Annotated in this window: 19 protein-coding genes and 3 pseudogenes; 12 read left to right on the plus strand and 10 right to left on the minus strand. The window is 69.2% G+C overall.

All coding sequences use genetic code 11. The features are described from left to right. Positions 1 to 710: 710 nt before the first annotated feature. Both OG966_RS21230 and OG966_RS21235 read right to left on the minus strand, forming a co-directional pair. Positions 711 to 1,067 (minus strand): YciI family protein, encoded by a 357-nt coding sequence (locus tag OG966_RS21230; protein ID WP_326651326.1) that lies wholly within the window; start codon positions 1,065 to 1,067, stop codon positions 711 to 713. 323 nt (positions 1,068 to 1,390) lie between these two features. Further along, positions 1,391 to 1,855: a copper-binding protein gene (locus OG966_RS21235; RefSeq protein ID WP_326651327.1), complete on the minus strand. Its 465-nt coding sequence runs from the start codon at positions 1,853 to 1,855 to the stop codon at positions 1,391 to 1,393. Positions 1,856 to 2,026: 171 nt separating this feature from the next. Between OG966_RS21235 and OG966_RS21240 the strand changes: the two genes are divergently transcribed. The 4 genes from OG966_RS21240 (at position 2,027) to OG966_RS21255 (ending at position 6,104) form a co-directional block, all read left to right on the plus strand. Further along, complete coding sequence (locus OG966_RS21240) at positions 2,027 to 2,605, plus strand: RNA polymerase sigma factor (protein WP_326655309.1); 579 nt, start codon at positions 2,027 to 2,029, stop codon at positions 2,603 to 2,605. Continuing rightward, positions 2,602 to 3,300, plus strand: a complete 699-nt coding sequence (locus OG966_RS21245; RefSeq protein WP_326651328.1) for a zf-HC2 domain-containing protein — start codon at positions 2,602 to 2,604, stop codon at positions 3,298 to 3,300. The genes OG966_RS21240 and OG966_RS21245 overlap by 4 nt, the downstream gene beginning before the upstream one ends. Before the next feature lie 555 nt (positions 3,301 to 3,855). Then, positions 3,856 to 4,353 carry a phospholipase gene (locus OG966_RS21250; RefSeq protein ID WP_326651329.1) on the plus strand — a complete coding sequence of 166 codons (498 nt, stop codon included), beginning with the start codon at positions 3,856 to 3,858 and terminating at the stop codon, positions 4,351 to 4,353. A 221-nt stretch (positions 4,354 to 4,574) separates the two neighbouring features. After that, positions 4,575 to 6,104, plus strand: coding sequence for an SDR family oxidoreductase (locus OG966_RS21255; protein ID WP_326651330.1), 1,530 nt, complete (start codon positions 4,575 to 4,577; stop codon positions 6,102 to 6,104). Between the two features lie 70 nt (positions 6,105 to 6,174). On the opposite strand, the gene OG966_RS21260 is transcribed toward OG966_RS21255, so the two are convergent. Continuing rightward, positions 6,175 to 6,669 carry an SseB family protein gene (locus OG966_RS21260; protein ID WP_326651331.1) on the minus strand — a complete coding sequence of 165 codons (495 nt, stop codon included), beginning with the start codon at positions 6,667 to 6,669 and terminating at the stop codon, positions 6,175 to 6,177. Positions 6,670 to 6,985: 316 nt separating this feature from the next. Between OG966_RS21260 and OG966_RS21265 the strand changes: the two genes are divergently transcribed. Next, entirely contained in the window at positions 6,986 to 7,411 is a 426-nt protein-coding gene (locus OG966_RS21265; protein ID WP_326651332.1) for an OsmC family peroxiredoxin, read from the plus strand. A gap of 174 nt (positions 7,412 to 7,585) precedes the next feature. On the opposite strand, the gene OG966_RS21270 is transcribed toward OG966_RS21265, so the two are convergent. Then, positions 7,586 to 8,419: an SCO2400 family protein gene (locus OG966_RS21270; protein ID WP_326651334.1), complete on the minus strand. Its 834-nt coding sequence runs from the start codon at positions 8,417 to 8,419 to the stop codon at positions 7,586 to 7,588. Positions 8,420 to 8,760: 341 nt separating this feature from the next. Next, on the minus strand, positions 8,761 to 9,693 hold the full coding sequence (gene ku / locus OG966_RS21275; protein WP_326651335.1) for a non-homologous end joining protein Ku: 933 nt from the start codon (positions 9,691 to 9,693) through the stop codon (positions 8,761 to 8,763). Between the two features lie 118 nt (positions 9,694 to 9,811). On the opposite strand from ku, the gene OG966_RS21280 reads away from it, so the two are divergent. Beyond that, positions 9,812 to 10,126 carry a hypothetical protein gene (locus OG966_RS21280; protein WP_326651336.1) on the plus strand — a complete coding sequence of 105 codons (315 nt, stop codon included), beginning with the start codon at positions 9,812 to 9,814 and terminating at the stop codon, positions 10,124 to 10,126. Positions 10,127 to 10,395: 269 nt separating this feature from the next. Here OG966_RS21280 and OG966_RS21285 read toward each other — a convergent pair whose 3' ends face one another. Then, positions 10,396 to 10,866 (minus strand): lamin tail domain-containing protein, encoded by a 471-nt coding sequence (locus OG966_RS21285; RefSeq protein ID WP_326651337.1) that lies wholly within the window; start codon positions 10,864 to 10,866, stop codon positions 10,396 to 10,398. A gap of 768 nt (positions 10,867 to 11,634) precedes the next feature. On the opposite strand from OG966_RS21285, the gene OG966_RS21290 reads away from it, so the two are divergent. The 5 genes and pseudogenes from OG966_RS21290 to OG966_RS21305 all read left to right on the plus strand — a co-directional run bounded on the left by OG966_RS21290 (position 11,635) and on the right by OG966_RS21305 (position 15,142). After that, positions 11,635 to 12,246 carry a TetR/AcrR family transcriptional regulator gene (locus OG966_RS21290; RefSeq protein WP_326651338.1) on the plus strand — a complete coding sequence of 204 codons (612 nt, stop codon included), beginning with the start codon at positions 11,635 to 11,637 and terminating at the stop codon, positions 12,244 to 12,246. A 41-nt stretch (positions 12,247 to 12,287) separates the two neighbouring features. Then, the gene (locus OG966_RS21295; RefSeq protein ID WP_326651339.1) at positions 12,288 to 12,959 is read left to right on the plus strand and encodes an enoyl-CoA hydratase-related protein; all 672 of its coding nucleotides are present in this window, start codon (positions 12,288 to 12,290) and stop codon (positions 12,957 to 12,959) included. 404 nt (positions 12,960 to 13,363) lie between these two features. After that, positions 13,364 to 13,504 (plus strand): annotated as a pseudogene (locus tag OG966_RS40845) (Trm112 family protein); the annotation flags it as partial. Continuing rightward, positions 13,505 to 14,350 (plus strand): class I SAM-dependent methyltransferase, encoded by an 846-nt coding sequence (locus OG966_RS21300; protein WP_326651341.1) that lies wholly within the window; start codon positions 13,505 to 13,507, stop codon positions 14,348 to 14,350. Between the two features lie 213 nt (positions 14,351 to 14,563). After that, positions 14,564 to 15,142: an HdeD family acid-resistance protein gene (locus OG966_RS21305; protein WP_326651342.1), complete on the plus strand. Its 579-nt coding sequence runs from the start codon at positions 14,564 to 14,566 to the stop codon at positions 15,140 to 15,142. A 226-nt stretch (positions 15,143 to 15,368) separates the two neighbouring features. On the opposite strand, the gene OG966_RS21310 is transcribed toward OG966_RS21305, so the two are convergent. Further along, positions 15,369 to 15,758, minus strand: coding sequence for a TraR/DksA family transcriptional regulator (locus OG966_RS21310; RefSeq protein WP_326651343.1), 390 nt, complete (start codon positions 15,756 to 15,758; stop codon positions 15,369 to 15,371). Between the two features lie 323 nt (positions 15,759 to 16,081). Further along, the gene (locus OG966_RS21315; RefSeq protein ID WP_326651345.1) at positions 16,082 to 16,732 is read right to left on the minus strand and encodes a hypothetical protein; all 651 of its coding nucleotides are present in this window, start codon (positions 16,730 to 16,732) and stop codon (positions 16,082 to 16,084) included. 549 nt (positions 16,733 to 17,281) lie between these two features. On the opposite strand from OG966_RS21315, the pseudogene OG966_RS21320 reads away from it, so the two are divergent. Beyond that, a pseudogene (locus OG966_RS21320) lies at positions 17,282 to 17,599 on the plus strand (glycoside hydrolase domain-containing protein); the annotation flags it as partial. 335 nt (positions 17,600 to 17,934) lie between these two features. Here the strand turns inward: OG966_RS21320 and OG966_RS21325 are convergent. Beyond that, positions 17,935 to 18,081, minus strand: coding sequence for a hypothetical protein (locus OG966_RS21325; protein WP_326651346.1), 147 nt, complete (start codon positions 18,079 to 18,081; stop codon positions 17,935 to 17,937). 377 nt (positions 18,082 to 18,458) lie between these two features. Then, a pseudogene (locus tag OG966_RS21330) lies at positions 18,459 to 19,256 on the minus strand (MMPL family transporter); the annotation flags it as partial. Between the last annotated feature and the right edge of the window lie 763 nt (positions 19,257 to 20,019).

Raw genomic sequence — 20,019 nt, forward strand, 5'->3', positions numbered from 1 at the left:
CGTGTTCGCGCACTCCAAGGGCGCACAATGGCGTGGGTGAACAGTTCCGCCTTCTTCACCACCTCTTCCAGCATCGCGCTGATCACTCCCTTGCCTCAATCGGCACTGCCACCGGTCTCTGCCACCGCCGAATGCAGGACTCGGACGACTTCCGGGCCAGGACTCATCGGCCGGCAAGGCCATTGACCGAAATCAAGCAACAGGATCCATAGACGTGGGTGGCTCCGGCAAAACAGGCTCACCATGTGCTCCACAGGACGGCGCAGTGGTTGCACTCATGTGGCCCTCAGCGTTCGCGGCCGCGGCCTGATTCTGGTGAGGCACTGTCGCGAAGCGAGAGACCTCGGACGGGCGGCAGAATTACCTGCGCCGCGTCGCACCCGAATCCCTGTCCACGGTTCGCGGGTGCCCGTGACCGGATTCCAGCGGTGGACGGCCACCTCGACGACGCGCTCGGCAGGCTGTCCATCGCCCCGCTGCGGCTGCTGACCACCGCTCAACATGCCCGCACTGCTTTCCTCGTGCGTACGCCGACCCGCGGGCGGTCGTATCGGCCGCCGGAAGCGGCACCCCTCCCGGCCGCCGGAAGCGGCACCTCCCGGTCGCCGGACAGGCAACAGACCGGCGTCATGCGCGAGCCAGGCGCCCGGCTTGTCCGGGACGCCTGGCTCGGGCCACTGCTCCCGCGCGGCTACCGGATGCCGCCGGGATCAGCCCTCGGCGATCTCGCGGACCTCGGAGGTGACCGTCCAGTGCTCCGGGTGGATCTGCAGGAACCGCTTGGTCCACTCGATGGCCTCGGCCTTGTCCTTGGCCTGCAGGATGGCGTACCCGCCGATGACTTCCTTGCTCTCGGTGAAGGGGCCGTCGGTGTAGCGGAACTTGCCGCCGGACCAGGTGACCCTGGTGCCCTCGGAGGTCGGGGTGAGCCCGGCCGTGTCCAGCATGACCCCAGCCTTGGTGATCTCCTCGAACAGCGCGCCCATGCGCTCCGCGAACTCGGGGCCGGGGTCGCCGGCGGGAGCATTCTCCTCGTCGATACGGATCATCGTCAGGAAACGCGGCATGGTGACTCCTCGGTCGGGAGGACAGGGGCTTTCCCTGGCTCTCGCCCCTGTGTCGAACGGGAATCGGCGGGATCGACAGCTCTCCAGGAATTCTTCTGAGAACTTTCCGGCACGGCCACCGCAGTGGTCCGGTCCCGGCCGCCGGTGATCGCGGAGCAAGGCCGTCCGGCCGCGGAGGAGCGGGGCGGACGGCCTTGCCGGTCCGGTTCGCGGCCCTCGTACCGCCTGAAGCCGCAGTGAAACCGCGGTGAAGCCCACCTCGGGGCCGTCGCCTGTCCCGGGCGTCCCTGCCGCGCTCAGGAGCGGGTTTCGGGCCCGCACGCTCAGTAGCCGTTGCTGTTCTGCGGGGTCCTGTTCACAGGCGCACTGCTTCCACCCACGGTGATCTTCGTCTTCATGCCCAGGTCCTTGTGCCCGTCCACGGGGCAGTAGATCTCGTAGGTGCCGGACTTCAAGGTCACCTCGAGCGTCCCGGAGGCCCCGGGGGCGAGGGTCTTGGTGCGGTGCTCCCCGGCGGGGCCTTCGATTTCCAGGGCGTGGTCGTGGTGGCCGCTGTTCCTGGCGACGAAGGTGTAGGAGCCCGGCTTGAACGTTTTCTGCGACAGTGCGATGTGGAAGTCGGTCAGGTCGGCGTTCACCTGCGTCACTCCCGGTTCGACGCTCTTCTTCGGGGGCGTGGAAGTGGTCGAGCCGCCTCCGTTCCCACCTCCGCAGCCCGCGAGCACGCCCGCCAGCGCTCCGGCTGCCAGCCCCAGCACCACGCGGTTTCGGGTGAGTGTCCTTGTCATGGCTCAGCCCTCGGTAGAAGCTCCGTTGTGCAGTTCTTACGGATGAACCGCGCCGAGGGATTGGCCGGTTTGGCTGTGGGCGCCTTCGGCGGGCGGCGGGTGGAAAATAGGAGAGTGACTTCCCGTGGAGACGGAGCAATCCCTTCGGGGAGGCCGACCGTATTCACTGATATGCAGAGAATGGGCCTCCCTCTCGGACGCGCATCGGACGAGGCACTGCTGTCCGGGCTGGCTACAGGCGATCCGGAGATCGCCGTTGCGTTCGTGCGCCGCTTTCAGCGTGTGGTTTTCGGCGTCGCCATCGCGGTCATCGGCGATTCCCAGCTCGCCGAGGACATCGCGCAGCAGACTTTCGAGCGGGCGTGGCGGCACGCCCAGATCTACGATTCCCGCCGCGGGTCCGTGAAGACCTGGCTGACGACCATCGCGCACAACCTGGCGATCGACGCGGTGCGGGCGCGCAGAAGCCGTCCTGTCGCGCCGGAGGATCTGGACGCGCTTCTCGACATCGTGACCGACACCCCCGAGCAGCGGGCGATCGCCGACGAGACGGCGGTCCGGATACGGACCGCCGTGGCGGATCTGCCACGGGACCAGGCCCGCGCCCTGGTGATGGCGGGAATCTATGGGATGACCGGCCAGCAGATTGCCGTATTCGAGCGGATTCCGCTGGGCACGGCGAAGAGCCGGATCAGGTCTGCGATGGGCAAACTGCGGGCGGCCCTGGAGGCCGAGGAGCGTCGGCCATGAGCTACCTGACCTGTGATCGGCTGAAGGAGCTCGCCGCCGAGCTGGCGCTGGGCGTTCTCCCGGCCCAGGAGCGCGCCCAGGCGGTCGCCCACCTGGACCGCTGTCCCGGCTGCCGGGAACACGTCGAGCAGCTGACCCTGGTGGGAGACGGCCTGCTCGGTCTCCTTCCGGGCTCCGAGCCGCCGGTCGGCTTCGAGACCCGCGTCGCGAGCCGGCTGAGCCCATCCTGGGCGGCGCCGCGCCGGCGCCGGCGCCTGCGGTTGCGTCCGCGCATCGCGGCCGCCGCCGGCGCCCTGGCGATCGCCTTCGGCTCCGGCTTCGGCGGCTGGGCCGTCGGCACGGCCGTCGACCAGGCTCCCGCCATCTCCGCGAAAGCGGCCCAGGAGAACCACGCTCTCCTGCGGGCACCCCTCCTCGCCGGCCACCACGAAGTGGGCCGGATATTCGCCTATCCGGGTTCGCCGGGCTGGGTGTACATGTCCGTCGACCTCGAGGGGGCCGATGGAACGGTCCACTGCCGGCTCGTACGCTCCGACGGCACCACGGTTCCCATCGGCTCGTTCTCCCTCAAGGGCGGCTACGGCTACTGGGGCGCCCCGGTCGCCGTGGACCCCGCGACGGCGTCCGGCGCCCGGCTGCTGGCCTCCGACGGTTCCGTCCTCGCCATCGCGCACTTCCCGCCGCAGAACCGCTAGGTAACGGGGAACGACGACGGTCGGCCCCCGGGCCCCGGCGTTCCTGTGCCGGAGCCGGAGACGGGCTCAGCCGTCCCGAAGCGGTTCAGCACCTGATGGGAAAGCTCCACCTCACGCGGGGTGTACGCACCGGCGGCGGCGGCGGAGTGTGTGAGCAACTCGGTCATACCGTAAGGCGCTTCGACACCAGATCCACGGCTGCCACCCGGAGCCCGGCACCCCACGCGCGGGGCGGCGCAGCGAGGTGAACCGCGTCATCGATTACCCGGAACAGCCCACCACGGCCGGAGTTGACGCCACCGTCCGCATTCGCCATGGGCGGGATCTGAAAGGCGCCATCAGGGAGCCCGCCTGACGATCAGTCAGTTTTGTTCACGGCGCCTTCGGAGGCCGCTTTACCGGCGCGCCCTTCCGGCGTGAACGAGGGTCGAATGTTTGAAGAATCCACTTATGCGTGTCCTTTTTGGGCTATGCATGACAGGGACATGACGGCACGCTTGAGCCGCCTCGTGAGAGCCCACGGGGTGCACGGCCCCCCACCCACGGAGGTCACGCATGCGTCGTCGTTTCGTCTTACCCGTCGGTGCCGCCGTTCTGACGGTGCCCATCGCCCTGATCCCGGCCGCGTCCGCCTCGGCGGCCCCCGCGGACAAGCCCCAAGTCCTCAGCTCCTGGACCCAGACGAGCGCCTCGAGCTACAACGCCTGGAACGCCGCCCGCCAGAACCAGGGCGCCTGGGCCGCATACGGCTTCGACTGGTCGACGGACTACTGCAGCTCCTCGCCCGACAACCCGTTCGGCTTCCCCTTCCAAACGGCCTGCGCCCGCCACGACTTCGGCTACCGCAACTACAAGGCGGCCGGCACCTTCTCCGCCAACAAGGCCCGTGTCGACTCCGCGTTCTACGAGGACCTCAAGCGCGTCTGCGCCAACTACTCGGGCGCCACCCGCTCGGCGTGCAACGGCACTGCCTGGACGTACTACCACGCGGTCGACATCTTCGGTTACTCGGCGGCCGAGGCAGGCGCCGACAAGCTGAAGCAGGCCGCCTGATGGGCACCCTCTCCCCAGCCTGACAACTGATGCCGCGTCACCGAGTCCGGGCGCCGGTGCGCCCGGACTCGGTGTGCCGGTGGCCGGACCCGGCTCGCACCGATCATCCGGCGACCACCGTTGCCACCCCGACCGTGCTCACCGCACGGACGCCCCATGAGCGGGATCCGTCGACAGGGGCGAGAGTGGCATTGGCGTACTCCCGCGGATCGGAGGCTTCCATGAGCGGCCGGGACACACAGAGCCCGCAGTGTCTGGTGACAGGCGCCACGGGGTACATCGGAGGCCGGCTGGTGCCCGAATTGCTGGACGCCGGATACCGCGTACGGTGCATGGCCCGGTCTCCCGACAAGCTGCGCGACCACCCCTGGGCAGGACGAGCCGAGGTGGTACGCGGGGATGTGAGCGATCCGGATTCGGTCGGTGACGCTCTGCGCGGTATCGACGTCGCCTACTACCTCGTGCACGCCCTGCGGGCCGGGGACGACTTCGAGGAAGCCGACCGGAAGGCAGCCCGGCTGTTCGCCGAGCGGGCCCAGGCCGCGGGCGTACGCCGCATCGTCTACCTGGGCGGGCTGACCCCGGCCGGTGTGCCGGAACGCGAACTGTCACCCCATCTGCGGTCCCGGGCCGAGGTCGGCGAGACCTTCCTCCGCGCGGCTGTGCCGGCGACCGTGCTCCGCGCCGCGGTCATCATCGGATCGGGTTCGGCGTCCTTCGAGATGCTGCGCTACCTCACCGAACGGCTACCGGCCATGGTCACCCCGAGATGGGTCGGCACCCGCATCCAGCCGATCGCCGTCCGGGACGTGCTGCGGTATCTGGTGGGCAGCGCGGGGATGCCCGACGAGGTGAACCGCGCGTTCGACATCGGCGGGCCCGACGTCGTGACATACGAGAAGATGATGCGGCGGTACGCGGTGGTGGCCCGCCTGCCCCACCGCCTCATCCTGCGCGTACCGATGCTCACACCCCGTCTCTCCGGCCTGTGGATCGGCCTGATCACTCCCGTTCCCGCCTCCCTCGCCCGGCCGCTGGCCGAGTCGCTGCGTCACGAGGTCGTCTGCCGCGAGCACGACATCGCCGAGTACGTACCGGACCCGCCCGGTGCACCGATCGGCTTCGACCAGGCCCTGACCCTGGCCCTTCGGCGCGTACGTGACGCTCAGGTCACCACCCGCTGGTCCTCCGCCTCGCTGCCCGGCGCTCCGAGCGATCCCCTGCCCTCGGACCCGGACTGGGCCGGGGGCAGCCTCTACACCGACCGGCGCGTGCTCGCCGTCGACGCGTCACCGAAGGCACTGTGGCAGGTCATCGAGGGGATCGGCGGTGACAACGGCTGGTACTCCTTCCCGCTCGCCTGGGCCGTACGGGGCTGGCTCGACCGGCTGGTCGGAGGCACCGGACTCCGCCGCGGCCGCCGGGACGCCGCGCGGCTGCGGGTGGGCGACTCGCTGGACTTCTGGCGCGTGGAGGAGATCGAACAGGGCCGGCTGCTGCGGTTGCGTGCCGAGATGCGCCTGCCGGGGCTCGCCTGGCTGGAGATGCGCTCCGACCGGGACGGGCAGGGCCGGACCCGCTATCGGCAGCGGGCGCTGTTCCACCCGCACGGTCTGCTCGGGCATGTCTACTGGTGGAGCGTGTCGCCGTTCCATGCGGTCGTGTTCGGCGGCATGGCCCGCAACATCGCGAAGGCCGCACTCCAGGCGGACGCCTCCCATGACGGCCAGGGAGCGGCGACTCCGGGCTGACGCCGTCCGTCATGACCCGGCGGGTTCCGGCAGCTTGGAGGGGACGGGGTGCACGGTGGACGGGGGCAGGTCATCCGGCCGGGGTCTCACCCGGCTCTCCGGCGCCACCTCCCTCCGCACCGGCCTCGTCCACCCGGGCGGCCTGTTCATTGCCCCGGCTGACGACGGGCAGCGCCCGCACCAGGTCGGGGGGAAGGGCGAGCCCCTCCTCGGTGGACGGGTTGACCGCCAGCCACAGGTCGTCCGCCGGCCAATTCGCGGCCAGCTCGACGACGGGGATGCGGAGCGCGGTACCGGGGTCCACCCCGGCCGCGAGCAGCGCGTCCTCGGTCGTGAAGACCGGGATGTACCGAGTGCCGTCCTGTTCGATCACCGGCAGGGCGATGGAGCCCTCGGGACGCTCGTCCTCGCCCTCGGCCGGCGGTGCCTGTGGCAACAGGGCCACGCTGTTCGCCAGATCGACCAGGGCGGCCCGGGTGTCCGCGGCCTCCGCTGCGGACTGGGCTCCGCCGGTGGACGGTGCCTCGGTCGGGGGCGCGTGTTCGTCGGGGCTCGAGGTGCCCATGACGTGTCCTCTCGTCGGCGTTGCTACTGGCCACCCGCTCGAACGGGTGGGCACGGGTTGCCGCAGTCGCCGCCGGATGCCGCCCAGCGGCACGGGGCCGGGGCAAGCGTGGCAATCCCATCAAGGCTATGCCGCCCGGCGTTCTGTGCCACCTTCTCGATCACGGCATGGGTGGTGATCGAGGCCGGTCCTCTCGTACGCCCCTCGCGGGCGGAGGGACCGGCGAGTCGTGCGGTACGGCGCGTCGGAGCCGGGTTCGGCCCGTCGTAGGGCGACGATCGTCGAGATGTCATCCGTACAGCAGGAGGGATCTGTCGTGGCCACCACGCGCAACGCACACACCGAGTGGGAAGGCGACCTGCTCAAGGGCTTGGGAGAGGTCACGCTCGACTCCTCGGGAGTCGGCCACTTCCCGGTGACCTGGGCTTCTCGCGCCGAGGAACCTCAAGGGAAGACCAGCCCCGAGGAGCTGATCGCCGCCGCCCACTCCAGCTGCTTCTCCATGGCTCTGTCGAACACGCTCACCAAGGCCGGAACACCACCGACGCAGCTCACGACCAAGGTCGCGGTCACCTTCGAGCCGGGCACCGGCATCACCGGAATCCACCTCACGGTGCAGGGCCAGGTGCCGGGTGTCGACGAGGCTGCCTTCAAGGCGGCGGCCGAGGACGCGAAGATCAACTGTCCGGTGAGCAAAGCCCTCACGGGCACGACGATCGGGCTCACCGCCGCCCTGTCCTGACCCACGGGCGCGTGGCGCCGTCAGCCGCCGGTCCGGGCGGCGGCGACATCGCCGAGGGCATCGAACGCGCCCGTGTCGGTCAGCCGCGGTCGTCGTGGTTGCGGCACGGTGCGGTACAGGTTGCCCGGGCCGCACGAAACGTCGAAGTGACCGTCCCTGACTCCGGCGCAGGGATCAGCCGATGCACACGACGACCAGGCACAGCTGCGTCGGTGAGGCCGGATCTCCCGCCGACGTTGTCGGCAGAACGTTCACAGTCGATGTGCCCGCACTGGGGCGTTCGGTGGAAGCAGCGGCGGGCGCGGTGGTCGCGGCGGGTGGGGCCGGGGCGTCGGCGCTGCCGACGTGCGTCCCCTTGGCCGGCTCCGGTGTGGTGTGCAGCCTTGCGCTCGGGGCGGCGGTGGGCCGGGCCGTGGCGGCGGTCTTCGGCTGTCCGCCCGTCGTCGCGGTGGGAGGCAGGGCGACGGTGGCGCTCCGCTGCCGGCTGGTTGCCGGTGGGCGGGTGCTGGGATGCCGGGGAGCCACGGTGTCGGGCTGCTCCGATGCCGAGTCGGTTGCCGACTCGGTGGTCGCTGTCCGGGGCGTGGCCGCGGTCACCGGCTCCGGCGGTGAGGCTGCCTGGCTGGTGGAAGACTTGGTGGTCGGCAGCGCGGCAACAGTCAGGCCGCCGCCGACAAGGGCAACGGCCGTCGCGGCCACGGCCCGACGGCGGTTCTTCTTCCAACGTGCCAGCTGCCGGCGCCGAGCGGCCCGGCCCGTGCCCGCCGCATCCGTCGTCGCGCCCTCGGATGCTCCGCTGCCGACCGGTGCGGCATCGGAGTGATGGGTGCCGGGGTAGGACCCAGGGGCCGGGACATCCTCGCGCCATGCCTGCCTCGCCGGTGTGGAGGCGACCGTGCCGTGGTGGCGATGGGCCGGCGGCGGGGCGATGTCGGGAGCGTATGCGCCGCACCCCGGACACACGAGCGCCCCATTGAGATTCCGGCGGCACGAGGAGCAGTAGTCCATCTGCGATCTTTCTGTGCTGACTGCGCCGCCAGGGACGCCGGCGACCTGCTTCGAGTTCGCACGCGGGATCGAGTGGGCTCTAACGCTACTGGCACCCGCCGAAGGTGATGCGCAGCCCTTGTGACGCTGCTGCAAAGATCTGCTGGCGGTGGCACCTCGCACTCACGGACATGTCGTCATGAATGCGGGGATGCGAGCCTGGACTTCGCGGCGTGTCTTTCGTGCGGTCCTCCGGCGGGGTCACCACAAGGCTCGTGCGGTCCGCGTGCCACCGCCCCGCGGCGCGAAGGGCGCAAGGGGCGCAAGGGGTCCGGTGTGCAGCCTGCGCAGTCCATGGGCCTCTAGGCGCTCTTCGGTTTCCTGCCGGTGGCCTTCTTGGCGGGCGCCTTCTTGGACGCGGTCTTCTTGGCGGCCGCCGTGCTCTTCTTGGCCGCTGTCTTCTTCGCGGCGCCCTTCTTGGGCATGTCGTGGACGGTGGCGTGTCCGCCACTCTCGCCGCGGGATTCCTTTGCTGCCGCGACGGAGGCGTTCAGGGCGGACATCAGGTCGACGACCTGCCCCGCGGGCTCCTGCCCGCTCTCCGCCTGGGGCGGGGTCCTGCCCGCGGCCTTGGCGACGATGACTTCTTCGAGGGCTTCGCGGTAGTGGTCCGTGTAGCCGGAGATGTCGTCGGCAGCCATGGTTTCCATGAGCTGGATCGCGGCGTCGATCTCGGAGTCGTCCAGTTCGACCGGCTTGGGTGTGAGCTCGGCCGGGTCGCGGATCTCGTCGGGCCACCTCATGGAGTGCAGGACGATCGCGTTCTCCTTGATGCGCAGGAGTCCGAGGCGCTCCCGGTTGTGCCATGCGAACTTGGCGACGGCGACCTTCGCGCTGCGCTCCAGGGCCTTGCGCAGCAGCACGTAGGGCTTGGCGGCGACGGCCCCGTCGGCAGCGAGGTAGTAGGAGTCGCCGATGCGCACCGGGTCGATGCTGTCGGCGGGCACGAACGCGACGATCTCGATGGCCTTCGCGGTGGGCAGCGGGATGCTGTCGAGGTCTTCGTCGGTGACCTGGACGATGGTGTCCTTGGAGACCTCGTAGCCCTTGCCGATCTCGTCGCTCCGCAGCTGCTTGCCGTCGATCTCGCACACCTTGCGGGTGCGGATCCGGCCCTCGTCCTCCAGGTGGTACTGGTGGAAGCTGATCGAGCGGTTCTCGGTGGCCGGCAGCACCTTGACAGGGATCGTGACCAGGCCGAACGAGATCGCACCACTCCACACGGGCCTCGGCATGAGGCACCTCCTCCACCGCCGGAGTGCCAGCCTAGAACGCCCCAAAAGCTTCAGCATGTCCAAGGGGGCCGGTCATCTCCCCTGCGCACTAAATCGAACACATGATTGAATTGCGGGCATGGCCCACACCTCTTTCCCGTCCGACCTGGTGCAGGCACAGCGCGACTGGTACCGCACCTATGCGGAGCTTGCCGAAGGCCAGGGCCCATACACGGAGCTGCGCCGCCGACTGCTGCGGTTGTCCTCCGTGCTCTTCTGGCACCCGTACTGGGACACCGGGCGGGGCGGATCGCCGGCGGCCCGGGTGGAGCTGCGCCGCCAGGTGCGCTCACGGGAGGAACAGGTGCGCTCACGGGAGGAAGGGGAGATTCATGGTCGATCACCTCACCGAGCGGCAGCCGGGCACTCCCGCGGTGCGTCAGCGACCGGATAGCCGAGTACGGGAGGGGTGCGGGGAGGGGCCCACGATCCGCGGGACCGGTTGGCGCGCCGGCCTGTCGAGCATCTCGTCGGTGGCGTGCCGGCTCCGCCGAATGGAACAGGCGGGAGTGTCATCACCCGGACCGGCCGAGGCCGGCGCTCCCGCCACTTCGGCGGCTGGGCGTTGTGTGTGCCCCGGGCAGGTCAGGCTGCCCGGGGCACACGGTTCATGAGGGGGTGGGTCGTCCGGTGCCGGCGGGTGGACGGCCCTGGCCGGCTGGGTCAGTGGCGGTGGCCGCGGCCCCAGGACTCGGTGTCGATGACGTGGCCGCGGGCGTCGCGCAGGGTTGCGGTGTCGGAGCGGTTGCCCCACACGTAGTCGCGGCGGCCCTGGTAGAGGTCGGTGCGGGTGTCGCGGCCGAAGCCGGTGTGGATGCGGACGGTGGCGCGGCCGGCGAGGCGGACGTCGTCGAAGCGGTAGCGGTTGCCGTCCGAGTCGCGCAGGGTCCAGCCGTCCAGGTCCACGCCGCGGCGGCTGTTGTTGGTGATCTCGACCCATTCGGCGTTGAGGGACCGGTTGGTGCCGTTGTCGCGTCCGGGGCTGTCGGCCTGTACGTCGCTGATCTCGACCCGGGACTGCTGCTGGTGGTGGTCGCGGTCGTGGGCCGAGGCGGGGAGGGCGACGGCGGAGAGGACGGCGCCGGCTGCGAGGGCGGTGGCGGCGATACGGCGGGCGGTGCGGGATGCGGACATGGGTGACGTCTCCTCAAGAACGGTGCTCCACCGGCCGATAAGAGCTGGTGGTGCGGTGTGGGTTCCCGGTCCGTGCTGGGCCGAGGACCCACACTCTGGGGCGCTGCCGGGGCCGGCGGCAGCCCAATCGGTGTGCGTTACCGTTTACGGACATTTCCGTAACAGGCGTCTGTATCGGTCACGCATGTGCGGCGAGCGTGGCCCTGACATTCACTGACTGCTACACCGATCCGTTCAATGATCAACAGCAAGCCCTTGCGTGCTCCGGCGCACCACCGGTCGCGCCGCCCGGCGCATCATCCGGACGGCGGACAGGATTTCGGTAACGGCCGTTCTGCACGTTTCTTCGCACACGCGACGCAGTGCCGTACAGGCGGCCGGGCGGAGAAGGGGCCCCGCCAGGACCGGGGACGCACGGCGGGACCTGCGCCGGCCCACCGGCCACCGCCGCGGCCGTCAACCTCCGCACGCAGCCGGCGGACACGGCGTTCACCCGTCCAGGTGGTACGCCCCCGCTGAACTCCGCGCGATCGATGACGGCACCCCGGGCACGGAACCCGATACCCGGGGTGAGAAGTCGACCGTGCCTTCAGCGGACAGCCGGTATGCCCGACCTCTTGCATGTTCTATGTCATGCACCATAAGTTACCGACCGGTAGCCCAGGTCCGAACTCCGCTCACCGACATGAGGAGGCACACCGGCATGGTCGACGGCTCAATCGCCGCTGGCGCAGCTATACGCCCGGCAGCCTCCGAGGCGGCGGGCGCGTGAGCCCGCGGAAGAGCGACAGTCGTGAGCGGATGGTTCTCAGTGCCGCCGAGCTGCTGCGCCAGCACGGGGCCGGCGCCACGAGCATCGACCGCGTGCTCGCGCACAGCGGTGCCCCCCGTGGCTCGGTCTACCACCACTTTCCTGGCGGGCGGTCGCAGCTGATCGACGAGGCGGTGGCGCACGCCGGTGACTTCATCGCCGGTCTGATCGAGAACGCCGCCCAGGCCGATGACCCCCTGAAGGCGACCGACGCCTTCTTCGCGCTGTGGCGCGACCGGCTCGTCGACAGCGACTTCCGGGCCGGCTGCCCCATCGTGGCGGTGGCCGTGGAGACCAACGACGACGCCCCGCAGCTCGCCCGCTCAGTAGCCGCCGTCTTCGCCCGCTGGAAGGAAGCGCTCGCTGCCCTGTTCATCCGGCACGGCCTGCCTGAGGAGCGGAGCATGAGGCTGGCCGCCTTCATCATCGCCGCGGTCGAAGGCGCGGTGATCATGTGCCGGGCAGAGCGGAGCGCCGCTCCGCTGGAAGCGGCCGCCGGCGAAATCCACGACCTGCTGGTCCACGCCCTGCGCGACCGGCCCGATACCGGTCACGAGCCAGGGCCTTGACCTGTCACCACCCCGACCACGCCCAGCTTGAGGGAGCCACCGTGCCGATACTCGACCGCCAGGACAATGTCTTCATCCTCGACCTCGGGGACGACGAGAACCGCTTCCACCCCGACTGGATCGCCTCCGTCAACGCAGCCCTGGACGAGGTGGAGAAGGCGGAGGGGCCCCGCGCCCTGGTGACCGCCGCGACGGGGAAGTTCTTCTCCAACGGCCTTGACCTCGACTGGCTGTTCGCCCACGCCGACCAGCACCAGGACTACGTCATAACCGTCCACGAGCTCCTGGCACGGATGCTGTCCCTGCCGGTGGTCACCGTGGCCGCCCTGCAGGGCCACACCTTCGCCGCGGGCGCCATGCTCTCCCTGACCCACGACTTCCGGGTGATGCGCGCCGACCGCGGCTACTGGTGCCTGCCCGAAGCCGACATCAACATCCCCTTCACCCCGGGCATGTCCGCCCTGATCCAGGGCCGACTGACCCCGCAGACAGCACACGAGGCCATGACCACCGCCCGCCGCTTCGGCGGCAACGACGCCCTGGCCGCCGCCGTCGTCGACCGTGCGGTGGAGGAGGACGCCGTGCGCCGGACCGCGGTGGAGATCGCCCAGGCCCAGGTGGGCAAGGCCGGCCCCACCCTCGGCACCATCAAGGCCCGCATGTACGCGCCCGCTCTGGACGCCCTGCGCGACAAGACCAACCCCCTCGGCTGACGTCGACGGTGTGCCCGGCCGCCGGTCCTGCGCAGCGGACCTGCGCCACCGCGGTCGGGCGAGCCCCGCACGCTCCGGTGCTCGGCGGGTGCCGCGCGCCGGAGCGGACCCCAACCGGTAGGCGCAGGGCTGCCTTGAGGAGGAAAAGACCGGCGAGGGCTGGGTCGACGCCCATCTGACCGGCGTTCACACCATCGCCGGCTCCGGTGAGTTCGTCCTGCGCACGCCGATGGACGTGCAATTCGGATTTCCAACGAGCGGGCACCGGCGCCCACTTCTTCCTGAGTTGCGACCTGCCTTGGCCAAGTCGGCTGCATGCCTGACTCGTCGCGCAATAAGCGGCCAAGAAAACGACACGCGGATCCTTGCCCGCTAAAAGCGAACGATCAGTTAGCGTGTCCTGCATGCACAGGAGATTGGCTGACGGCCTCGCGGAGAAGAACCGAGACTGTTGCTGGTTCGAGACGCTTCGTTGTCCGAACTGCCGTGCGCGGCTTCACGGAAAGAGCACGCTGACCTGTGAAAGGTGCAGACGGACCTATCCGGTGCGTGACGGGATCCCGCGGTTCGTTCCCGAGGACAATTACGGGAATTCGTTCGGGTATCAATGGAATTTGCATCGGCTTACCCAGCTCGACTCGTACGTGGGGCTCCCCGTGTCCAGGGACCGCCTGCTCCGGGAGAGCGGCTGGACCGCCGACGAACTTCAGGGCCGCGAGGTTCTTGAGTGCGGAAGCGGCGCCGGACGCTTCACCGAGGTCCTGTGCCAGACCGGCGCTGCCGTAACCTCCTTCGACATCTCCAGCGCGGTGGACGCCAACGCCGCATCCAATGGCCGATTCGCCGACCTGAGGCTGCTTCAGGCCAGCATTTACGACCTTCCCCTGGTGGATGAGTCGTTCGACTACCTCGTCTGCCTCGGGGTCATCCAGCACACGCCTGACGTTGAGCGGACCTTCAAGACGATCTTCCGTTACCTGCGGCCCGGTGGAAAATTCTGCATCGACGTGTACGCGGCGATCGTCGCCTATCCGCATCTCCGGCAAGTCCTGCGGCCCGTCACCAAGCGCATTCCTCCCAACAGGCTCTATAGCGTTGTCCAATCCATCACGCCGCGATTGCTGCCGGTTTCCATGCTCCTCGGCTCAGTGCCGCGGGTGGGCAACTACCTGACCCGGCTGGTCCCGGTCGCCAATCACCGCCACATCGGGCTGACCGACACCGAAACCTTGCGGACCTGGTCGGTACTGGACACCTTCGACTGGCTCTCGCCTCAATTCGAGCGACCACAGCCGCGGCGCCGGCTCGAGCGCTGGTGCAGGGACCTCGGCCTGAGCGAATTCACGGTCGAGCGCATTCGCGGGCTCTATGTCGTCCGCGGAACCAAATAGAACGCCGGGCAGGGCATCGGCCCACCTGGGATTTGCTGGTCTCCGCAATGACCGGCGGCTGCCTGCGGGGCCACCGTCCGACCGGTAGCGGCGGGTCCGATCGGTACCGGACGGTCGCACTCGGCCAGCGGCTCCTGCCGTGCGGGGGTGTCCGAAGCGACAGAAGATGGTTGCGTCACACGTCTCCATGCCTGTCCGCGAAAGGCGGGTGCCATGACCGACCCCTTCGGTGAAGCGTCAGGAGGCGCCCTCGGCGCCCTCGCCAAGGCCGCCTGGCAGGTCCTTCTCACCGCCGGAATTGCCGCGATCGCTCTGGGCGTCTGCGTACTCGTCTGGCCGGGCGCGACGCTGGCGGTGGTCGGCGTCCTGTTCGGTATCTACCTGCTGGCCAACGGCGTCTTTCAGTTGGCGGGCGCCTTCGGCTCGCACGTGCCCGGCGGCATGAGAGTGCTGCATTTCGTCACCGGAGCGCTGAGCGTGCTGCTCGGGCTGATCTGCTTCCGCGGAGCGACGCAGTCGTTGTTTCTGCTGGCCCTGTGGATCGGATTCGGCTGGCTGCTGCGCGGGATCATGCTGGTGGCCGTGGCGGCTTCCACCGAAGGGCTGCCCGCCAGAGGCTGGCAGCTGTTCTTCGGCGTCATCACCATCTTGGCGGGCATCGTGCTGATCGTCTCCCCGTTCGGCTCGCTCGCCGCCCTCACCCTGGTCGCCGGCCTGTGGCTGATCATCCTCGGTGTGGTTGAGGTGGTCCACGCCTTCCGCGTGAGATCCCTGGCGGACCAGACCGCCTGACGTGGACGCGGCGTCGGCAGAGCCGGTACCGATCGGGTGTATGACCTTGCACCCGCCGCGTATCAGCTGCCCGAATCGGCTCGAGCCCGTCGCTGGTGCCTGAGGTCGGCGAGCCGCGGCACGCCGTGCAGCTCCTGGAAGGCGGGGCACCTACGTCCACGCGCAACGCCACCTGCCGCCGGCTGAGTTCGTCCGAGCGGTCCTCGATCCGGTTCGGTGACAGAGGTCAGCGGGGGCGGGCCGCGGCACAGCGCACGCAGGTGCTCGCCGCCGGGCGCACCTCCAGGCGTTCCGCCGGGATCCACTCGCCGCACCCCTCGCACCGTCCGTATGCGCCTCGCTCCAGCCGTTCCAGCGCTCGATCCAGATCGGCCAGGTGGCCGCGTGCCTGTGCCAGCAATGAGGCGACATGGGCCCGCTCGAAGGCGGTGCTCGACCCCTCCGGGTCGTGCTCGTCGTCGACCGCCACCAGGGCATTCGCCTCGACGATCCCGTCGAAGTCACGGCTCAACGCCGCGATCTGCGCGTTCGTGCCGGCACGTTCGGCCGCCAGCCGCTCGCGGACGGACTCCCGATCGAGCGGGTGGAAAACGGCATCAGAGGACGAATCGCTCACCAACACGACAACCTCAGCACTCGGGTTCGCATTCCGCGCGACCCGCGCCTTGGGTACAGAACCCCTGTCCCACGGGCCTCGGCATCATCCGCACCGATGAGCGGGGCCGCCCCCGGGCCGGGCCCTGGCCTGGCTGCTGATGCCACTGGCGATCACCATGGCGTGGACCTGGTTCCGCCGACTGTGCTGGTACGGCATCGTCACCTGCGTCAAGACCGGCTGGGGCACTCGCCGCAACGTCGCCGAGGTCTCCCCGGACGGAGGTGCGCCGGCCGTACAGCCCACCGCGGCGGCACCGCCTGCCGACGCATCCTGGACGCTTTCTAGGTCTGCCGGGCGGTCTCGGACCGGGTGCGTTCGTATTCGGCCTGGTCCAGGATCTGCCAGGCTGCCTGGCCGATGGCGAGGACGCCGCGGGCCGGCAAGGGCACCTCACCGATCCGCGGATTGTCCTGCAGCTGGACGGGGAGTCCGAGATCGACGCCGTCGAGCGTGGCTCGTGAGTCGTCGACGAAGTACATCTGCTGTGGCATGAGCGTTCCGGTGTGGCCGCTCGGCATCACGCCGTACAGCTGCAGATGCCCCATCCCCAGCGCGCGGGCCAATCGCTCCCGAGTCCGAACCAGAGATCGAGGGCGCCAGGTGGCGAGCGGTAGTGCCGCGCTGATGCTGTTGAGGATGGTGAGGAGCCGGGTCGAGGAGGCGGTGAGGGTCCAGTCCAGAGGCGGAGAATCCATCGTGACTCGCAGGGAGGCCGGGCCCGTCCAGGTGAGCCCGATGTGGGCGTATCCCGTGCGGTCGCAGGCCGCGCCGTAGTACCTGGGGCACGCTGTGTCGAGCCGCGCACCGTCGACGTGGATCGACCAGCTGCCGCTCGGGTCGCGATGCCACAGAGTGCGGTAAGGGCCGAAGGAGTTCTCCGGGAAGACGCGCAGCGCGAGTACGTGTCCGGAGTCGAAGGGAAGCCCGAACACACCCCAACCCTTGACGTATTCATGATGGGGCCAAGGTGGCCGACCCGGTATCGCCGGGACGTCCGACAACTTGGAAGACAGGTCGAACATCTCCATCACTCCCGCGGTGTTGGCCACCCCTTCACACCCATGGTTGAAGCCTAGATCGGATAGGAACAGAACGTCATGTGGTCATGATCAGAGCACCCCGAGGCGGACGGCGACCTTGTGGTCCTGCACTCCGACGCAGGCGCAGCGGCCGGGACGCGCCCTTAGCGCACAGCTGACCCACAGGTCCGGGGATCGCACAATTTCGGTCCTCTCATGGGTCGTTCGCCGGTCGGCAGGAGTCTTTGCTGTGCCTTGAGGGAATCTTGTGGCGATTGAGGTAAGGGGTTTCCCGAGTGCAGTGCCGGCGTCGGTTACGGTGCGATCCGCTCCCGGCGCCGGGGGCCGAGCACGCGTTCGTCGCTGTGCCGGACGTGCGCCGAATCAAGGGCTACTACGGGGTCCGATTCATCTTTGGTCAGCACGTCCCGAGGCGTGCTTGTGTGTCATGAATGGGGTGGGATGTCCAGACATCGGATGTCTAAGAGGCGCCGTTACATCGCCTGGGCCGTAGCAGGCGCCGCCGTGGTCGCCGGAGGCGGGATCGCGGCGCAGACCTCCATGGCGGCCACGACGTGGCCCGCCCAGAAGACGTTCACCGGCAACGCCTTCGACACCTGCACCGCGCCTTCGCTGTCCGCGATGAAGGCATGGAACACCGGTTCCTACGGCGCGGCCGCCGTCTACGTCGGCGGCAAGAACCGCGGCTGCAGCCAGCCCAACCTCACGGCCTCCTGGGTGAAGTCGGTCAGCAGCATGGGCTGGAGGCTCATCCCGCTGTAGACACCCGAATGGCGAGCCCCCTTCTCGTTGTGGTCCAGGTACTCCTGGACCGCGGCACGGCCCAGGGTGTGCTCGTCCGCCAAGCAGGACTGAGCGGAAGCAAGGTGAGTTCGCGTCCGGTGCCGGCTCGCCCGGAGTTCTTGGCGGTGATCGGTCATCCGGGAACTGGCGCCGATTGCCGGCGGCCGGTCGCACGGCTTTGAGCGGGTGTCCGCCGCAGTGGATGCCCACTGGCTCCGGATGCGGGCACGTTCTCGGTGTTGGGCGGCCAGGTCGGGGTGGCGGGCCTTGGTGTTGCGCCACCGTTGAGCCTCTGTCCGATGATCAACTCGTCACGGACTCTCGGTGAAGCGGACGGACCAGGCGTAGCCGCTCAAGCTGTCGTGCGGGACCCGCAGGACCTCTGTGACCTGGCAACCGTCGTGGGCGTACTTGCGGGCGAACCGGTCAAGGCGCTGTGCGTCGGTGAGATCTTCCATGGACAGAGGTGCTCCGACGACGAGGTCTTGATGAAGGACTGTGTCCCGCGCGGTGCCGTCAGAGCACGCCGAGCAAAGATGCGATTTGGGTAGGGCCATACGCCCAGTGTCCTCCTAACCTGGATGCCCCGACGTTCACAGAGCAAATGGCCGCGCCACGGAGTCCCTGTCGTCGGCCGGATCGCGCGCCGGGCCCCGGTCGGCCGGCGCGCGAACCTTGGTGCCGACGGCGTCCTCGAGTGAGAGCACCCGGCCGTACTCCGACTGCACCGGCGCGTCTCGTGGCCTAACAAACCACCGCTGGCAGGCGCTATGCCGTTCCCGGGGCCGACAGCGCGCCGTGGGTCCCGGCCGATGCGGCCGGGACCCCGGTGCGGTCAGTTGCGGACGAGTTCGGCCGGTGGAGCGTCGGTGGCCGGTGCATGAGTGACGAGCCGTGCACCCTCGATGTCCACATCGGGCAGCACCCGGTCGATCCACCGGGGCAGCCGCCAGGCGCTGCGGCCGAGCAGGGCGAGCAGAGCGGGTATGACGGCCATCCGGACGACGAACGCGTCCAGGGCCACTCCGACCGCCAGGGCGAAGCCCATCATCTTGATCATGGGGTCGGTCGACGGGACGAACCCCGCGAACACGCTGATCATGATGATCGCGGCGGCGGTCACGACCCGGGCGCCATGGCCGACGCCGGCGACGACGGCCTGAGTGGGCGGGGCCCCGTGGACGAACTCCTCGCGGACCCGGGTCGCGAGGAAGACCTGGTAGTCCATGGCGAGACCGAAGAGGACCCCGACCAGGAAGACCGGCATCACGCTGACGATGGGTCCAGTCGTCTGAACCCCGAGCGCAGCGCTCAGCCAGCCCCACTGGAAGACCGCGACGACGGATCCGAAGGTGGCCCCGCGGGTGAGCAGAAAGCCCAGGGCCGCTTTGAGGGGGACCAGGATCGAGCGGAAAGCGAGAACGAGCAGGAGAAACGCGAGGCCGACGATCAGCGCGAGATAGGGGACGAGCGCCTTGCCGAGCTTGGTCGACATGTCGAGGTTGATGGCCGTACGGCCGGTGACGGAGACCGTGGCCCCCGCAGGGGGCGACAGGTCGCGGATGGCGGAGACGAGCCTGCCGGTGGCCGTGCTGTCCGGGGCGCTGCTGGGGATCACGGTCAGCAGGACGGTGAGCGGTCGACGGGTGACCAGACGGGCCCAGCGATGGCCGCGAGCGCCCGCTGTGGCAGTTCCACCGATACGTTGCGGACCGGCTCGGACTGCTCGAATCGCTTTGAACTCCGTACTCAGGCAGGGCGGCGAGGTTGTGCCCTGCCAGTGCTCCGTCACAGGGCCGGGAGGGTGCGAACGGCCATTCGCTGGGCGGTGAGTCGGCCTGTACGACAAAGAAGCCCCGGGCCGCCGGCCCGGGGCTTTTGCGCGGAGCGGGTGACGGGAATCGAACCCGCGCTCCGAGCTTGGGAATCACCGGCGTTTTGGCGTCACTTGAGGTCTGAGGTGCGTGAATGGTTGGTCTGGCCCTCATGGGTGCGCTTGCCAGGTGGCCCGTGCCAGAGGTGTCGTGCAGGACGCATCCAGGCGGCGGCCCGGGTGTGAACGGAACGGTTGTGTGATCAAGCTGCCGCTGTCTGGACCGACGCAGGCCGGCCTCTTCGTACCCAAGTAATTGGAATGAGGTTCGGAGACCGGTCGGCGCCCTCTGAGCTGCGGCGATGGCCCCTGAAAGTCCGTAGTGTTCGGACCGGCTCTCCCGAGGCCGCCGAATGCTTCGCCTTCGCTCGCAAGCCCGGTGAGCGCTTGCACTCATTGCGAGACAAGGATCGCAGATCCATTCCCTGCATGTTCTCGAGGGATGGCGCGCGCACGTTTACTCTGACCGATGGGCGGACACGCTCACGAGCAGCCGCTACGCTCAGCCTGGCCAGCTGTCCCG

Origin of the sequence: Streptomyces sp. NBC_01750 (assembly GCF_035918095.1) — a bacterium.
Classification (GTDB): domain Bacteria; phylum Actinomycetota; class Actinomycetes; order Streptomycetales; family Streptomycetaceae; genus Streptomyces.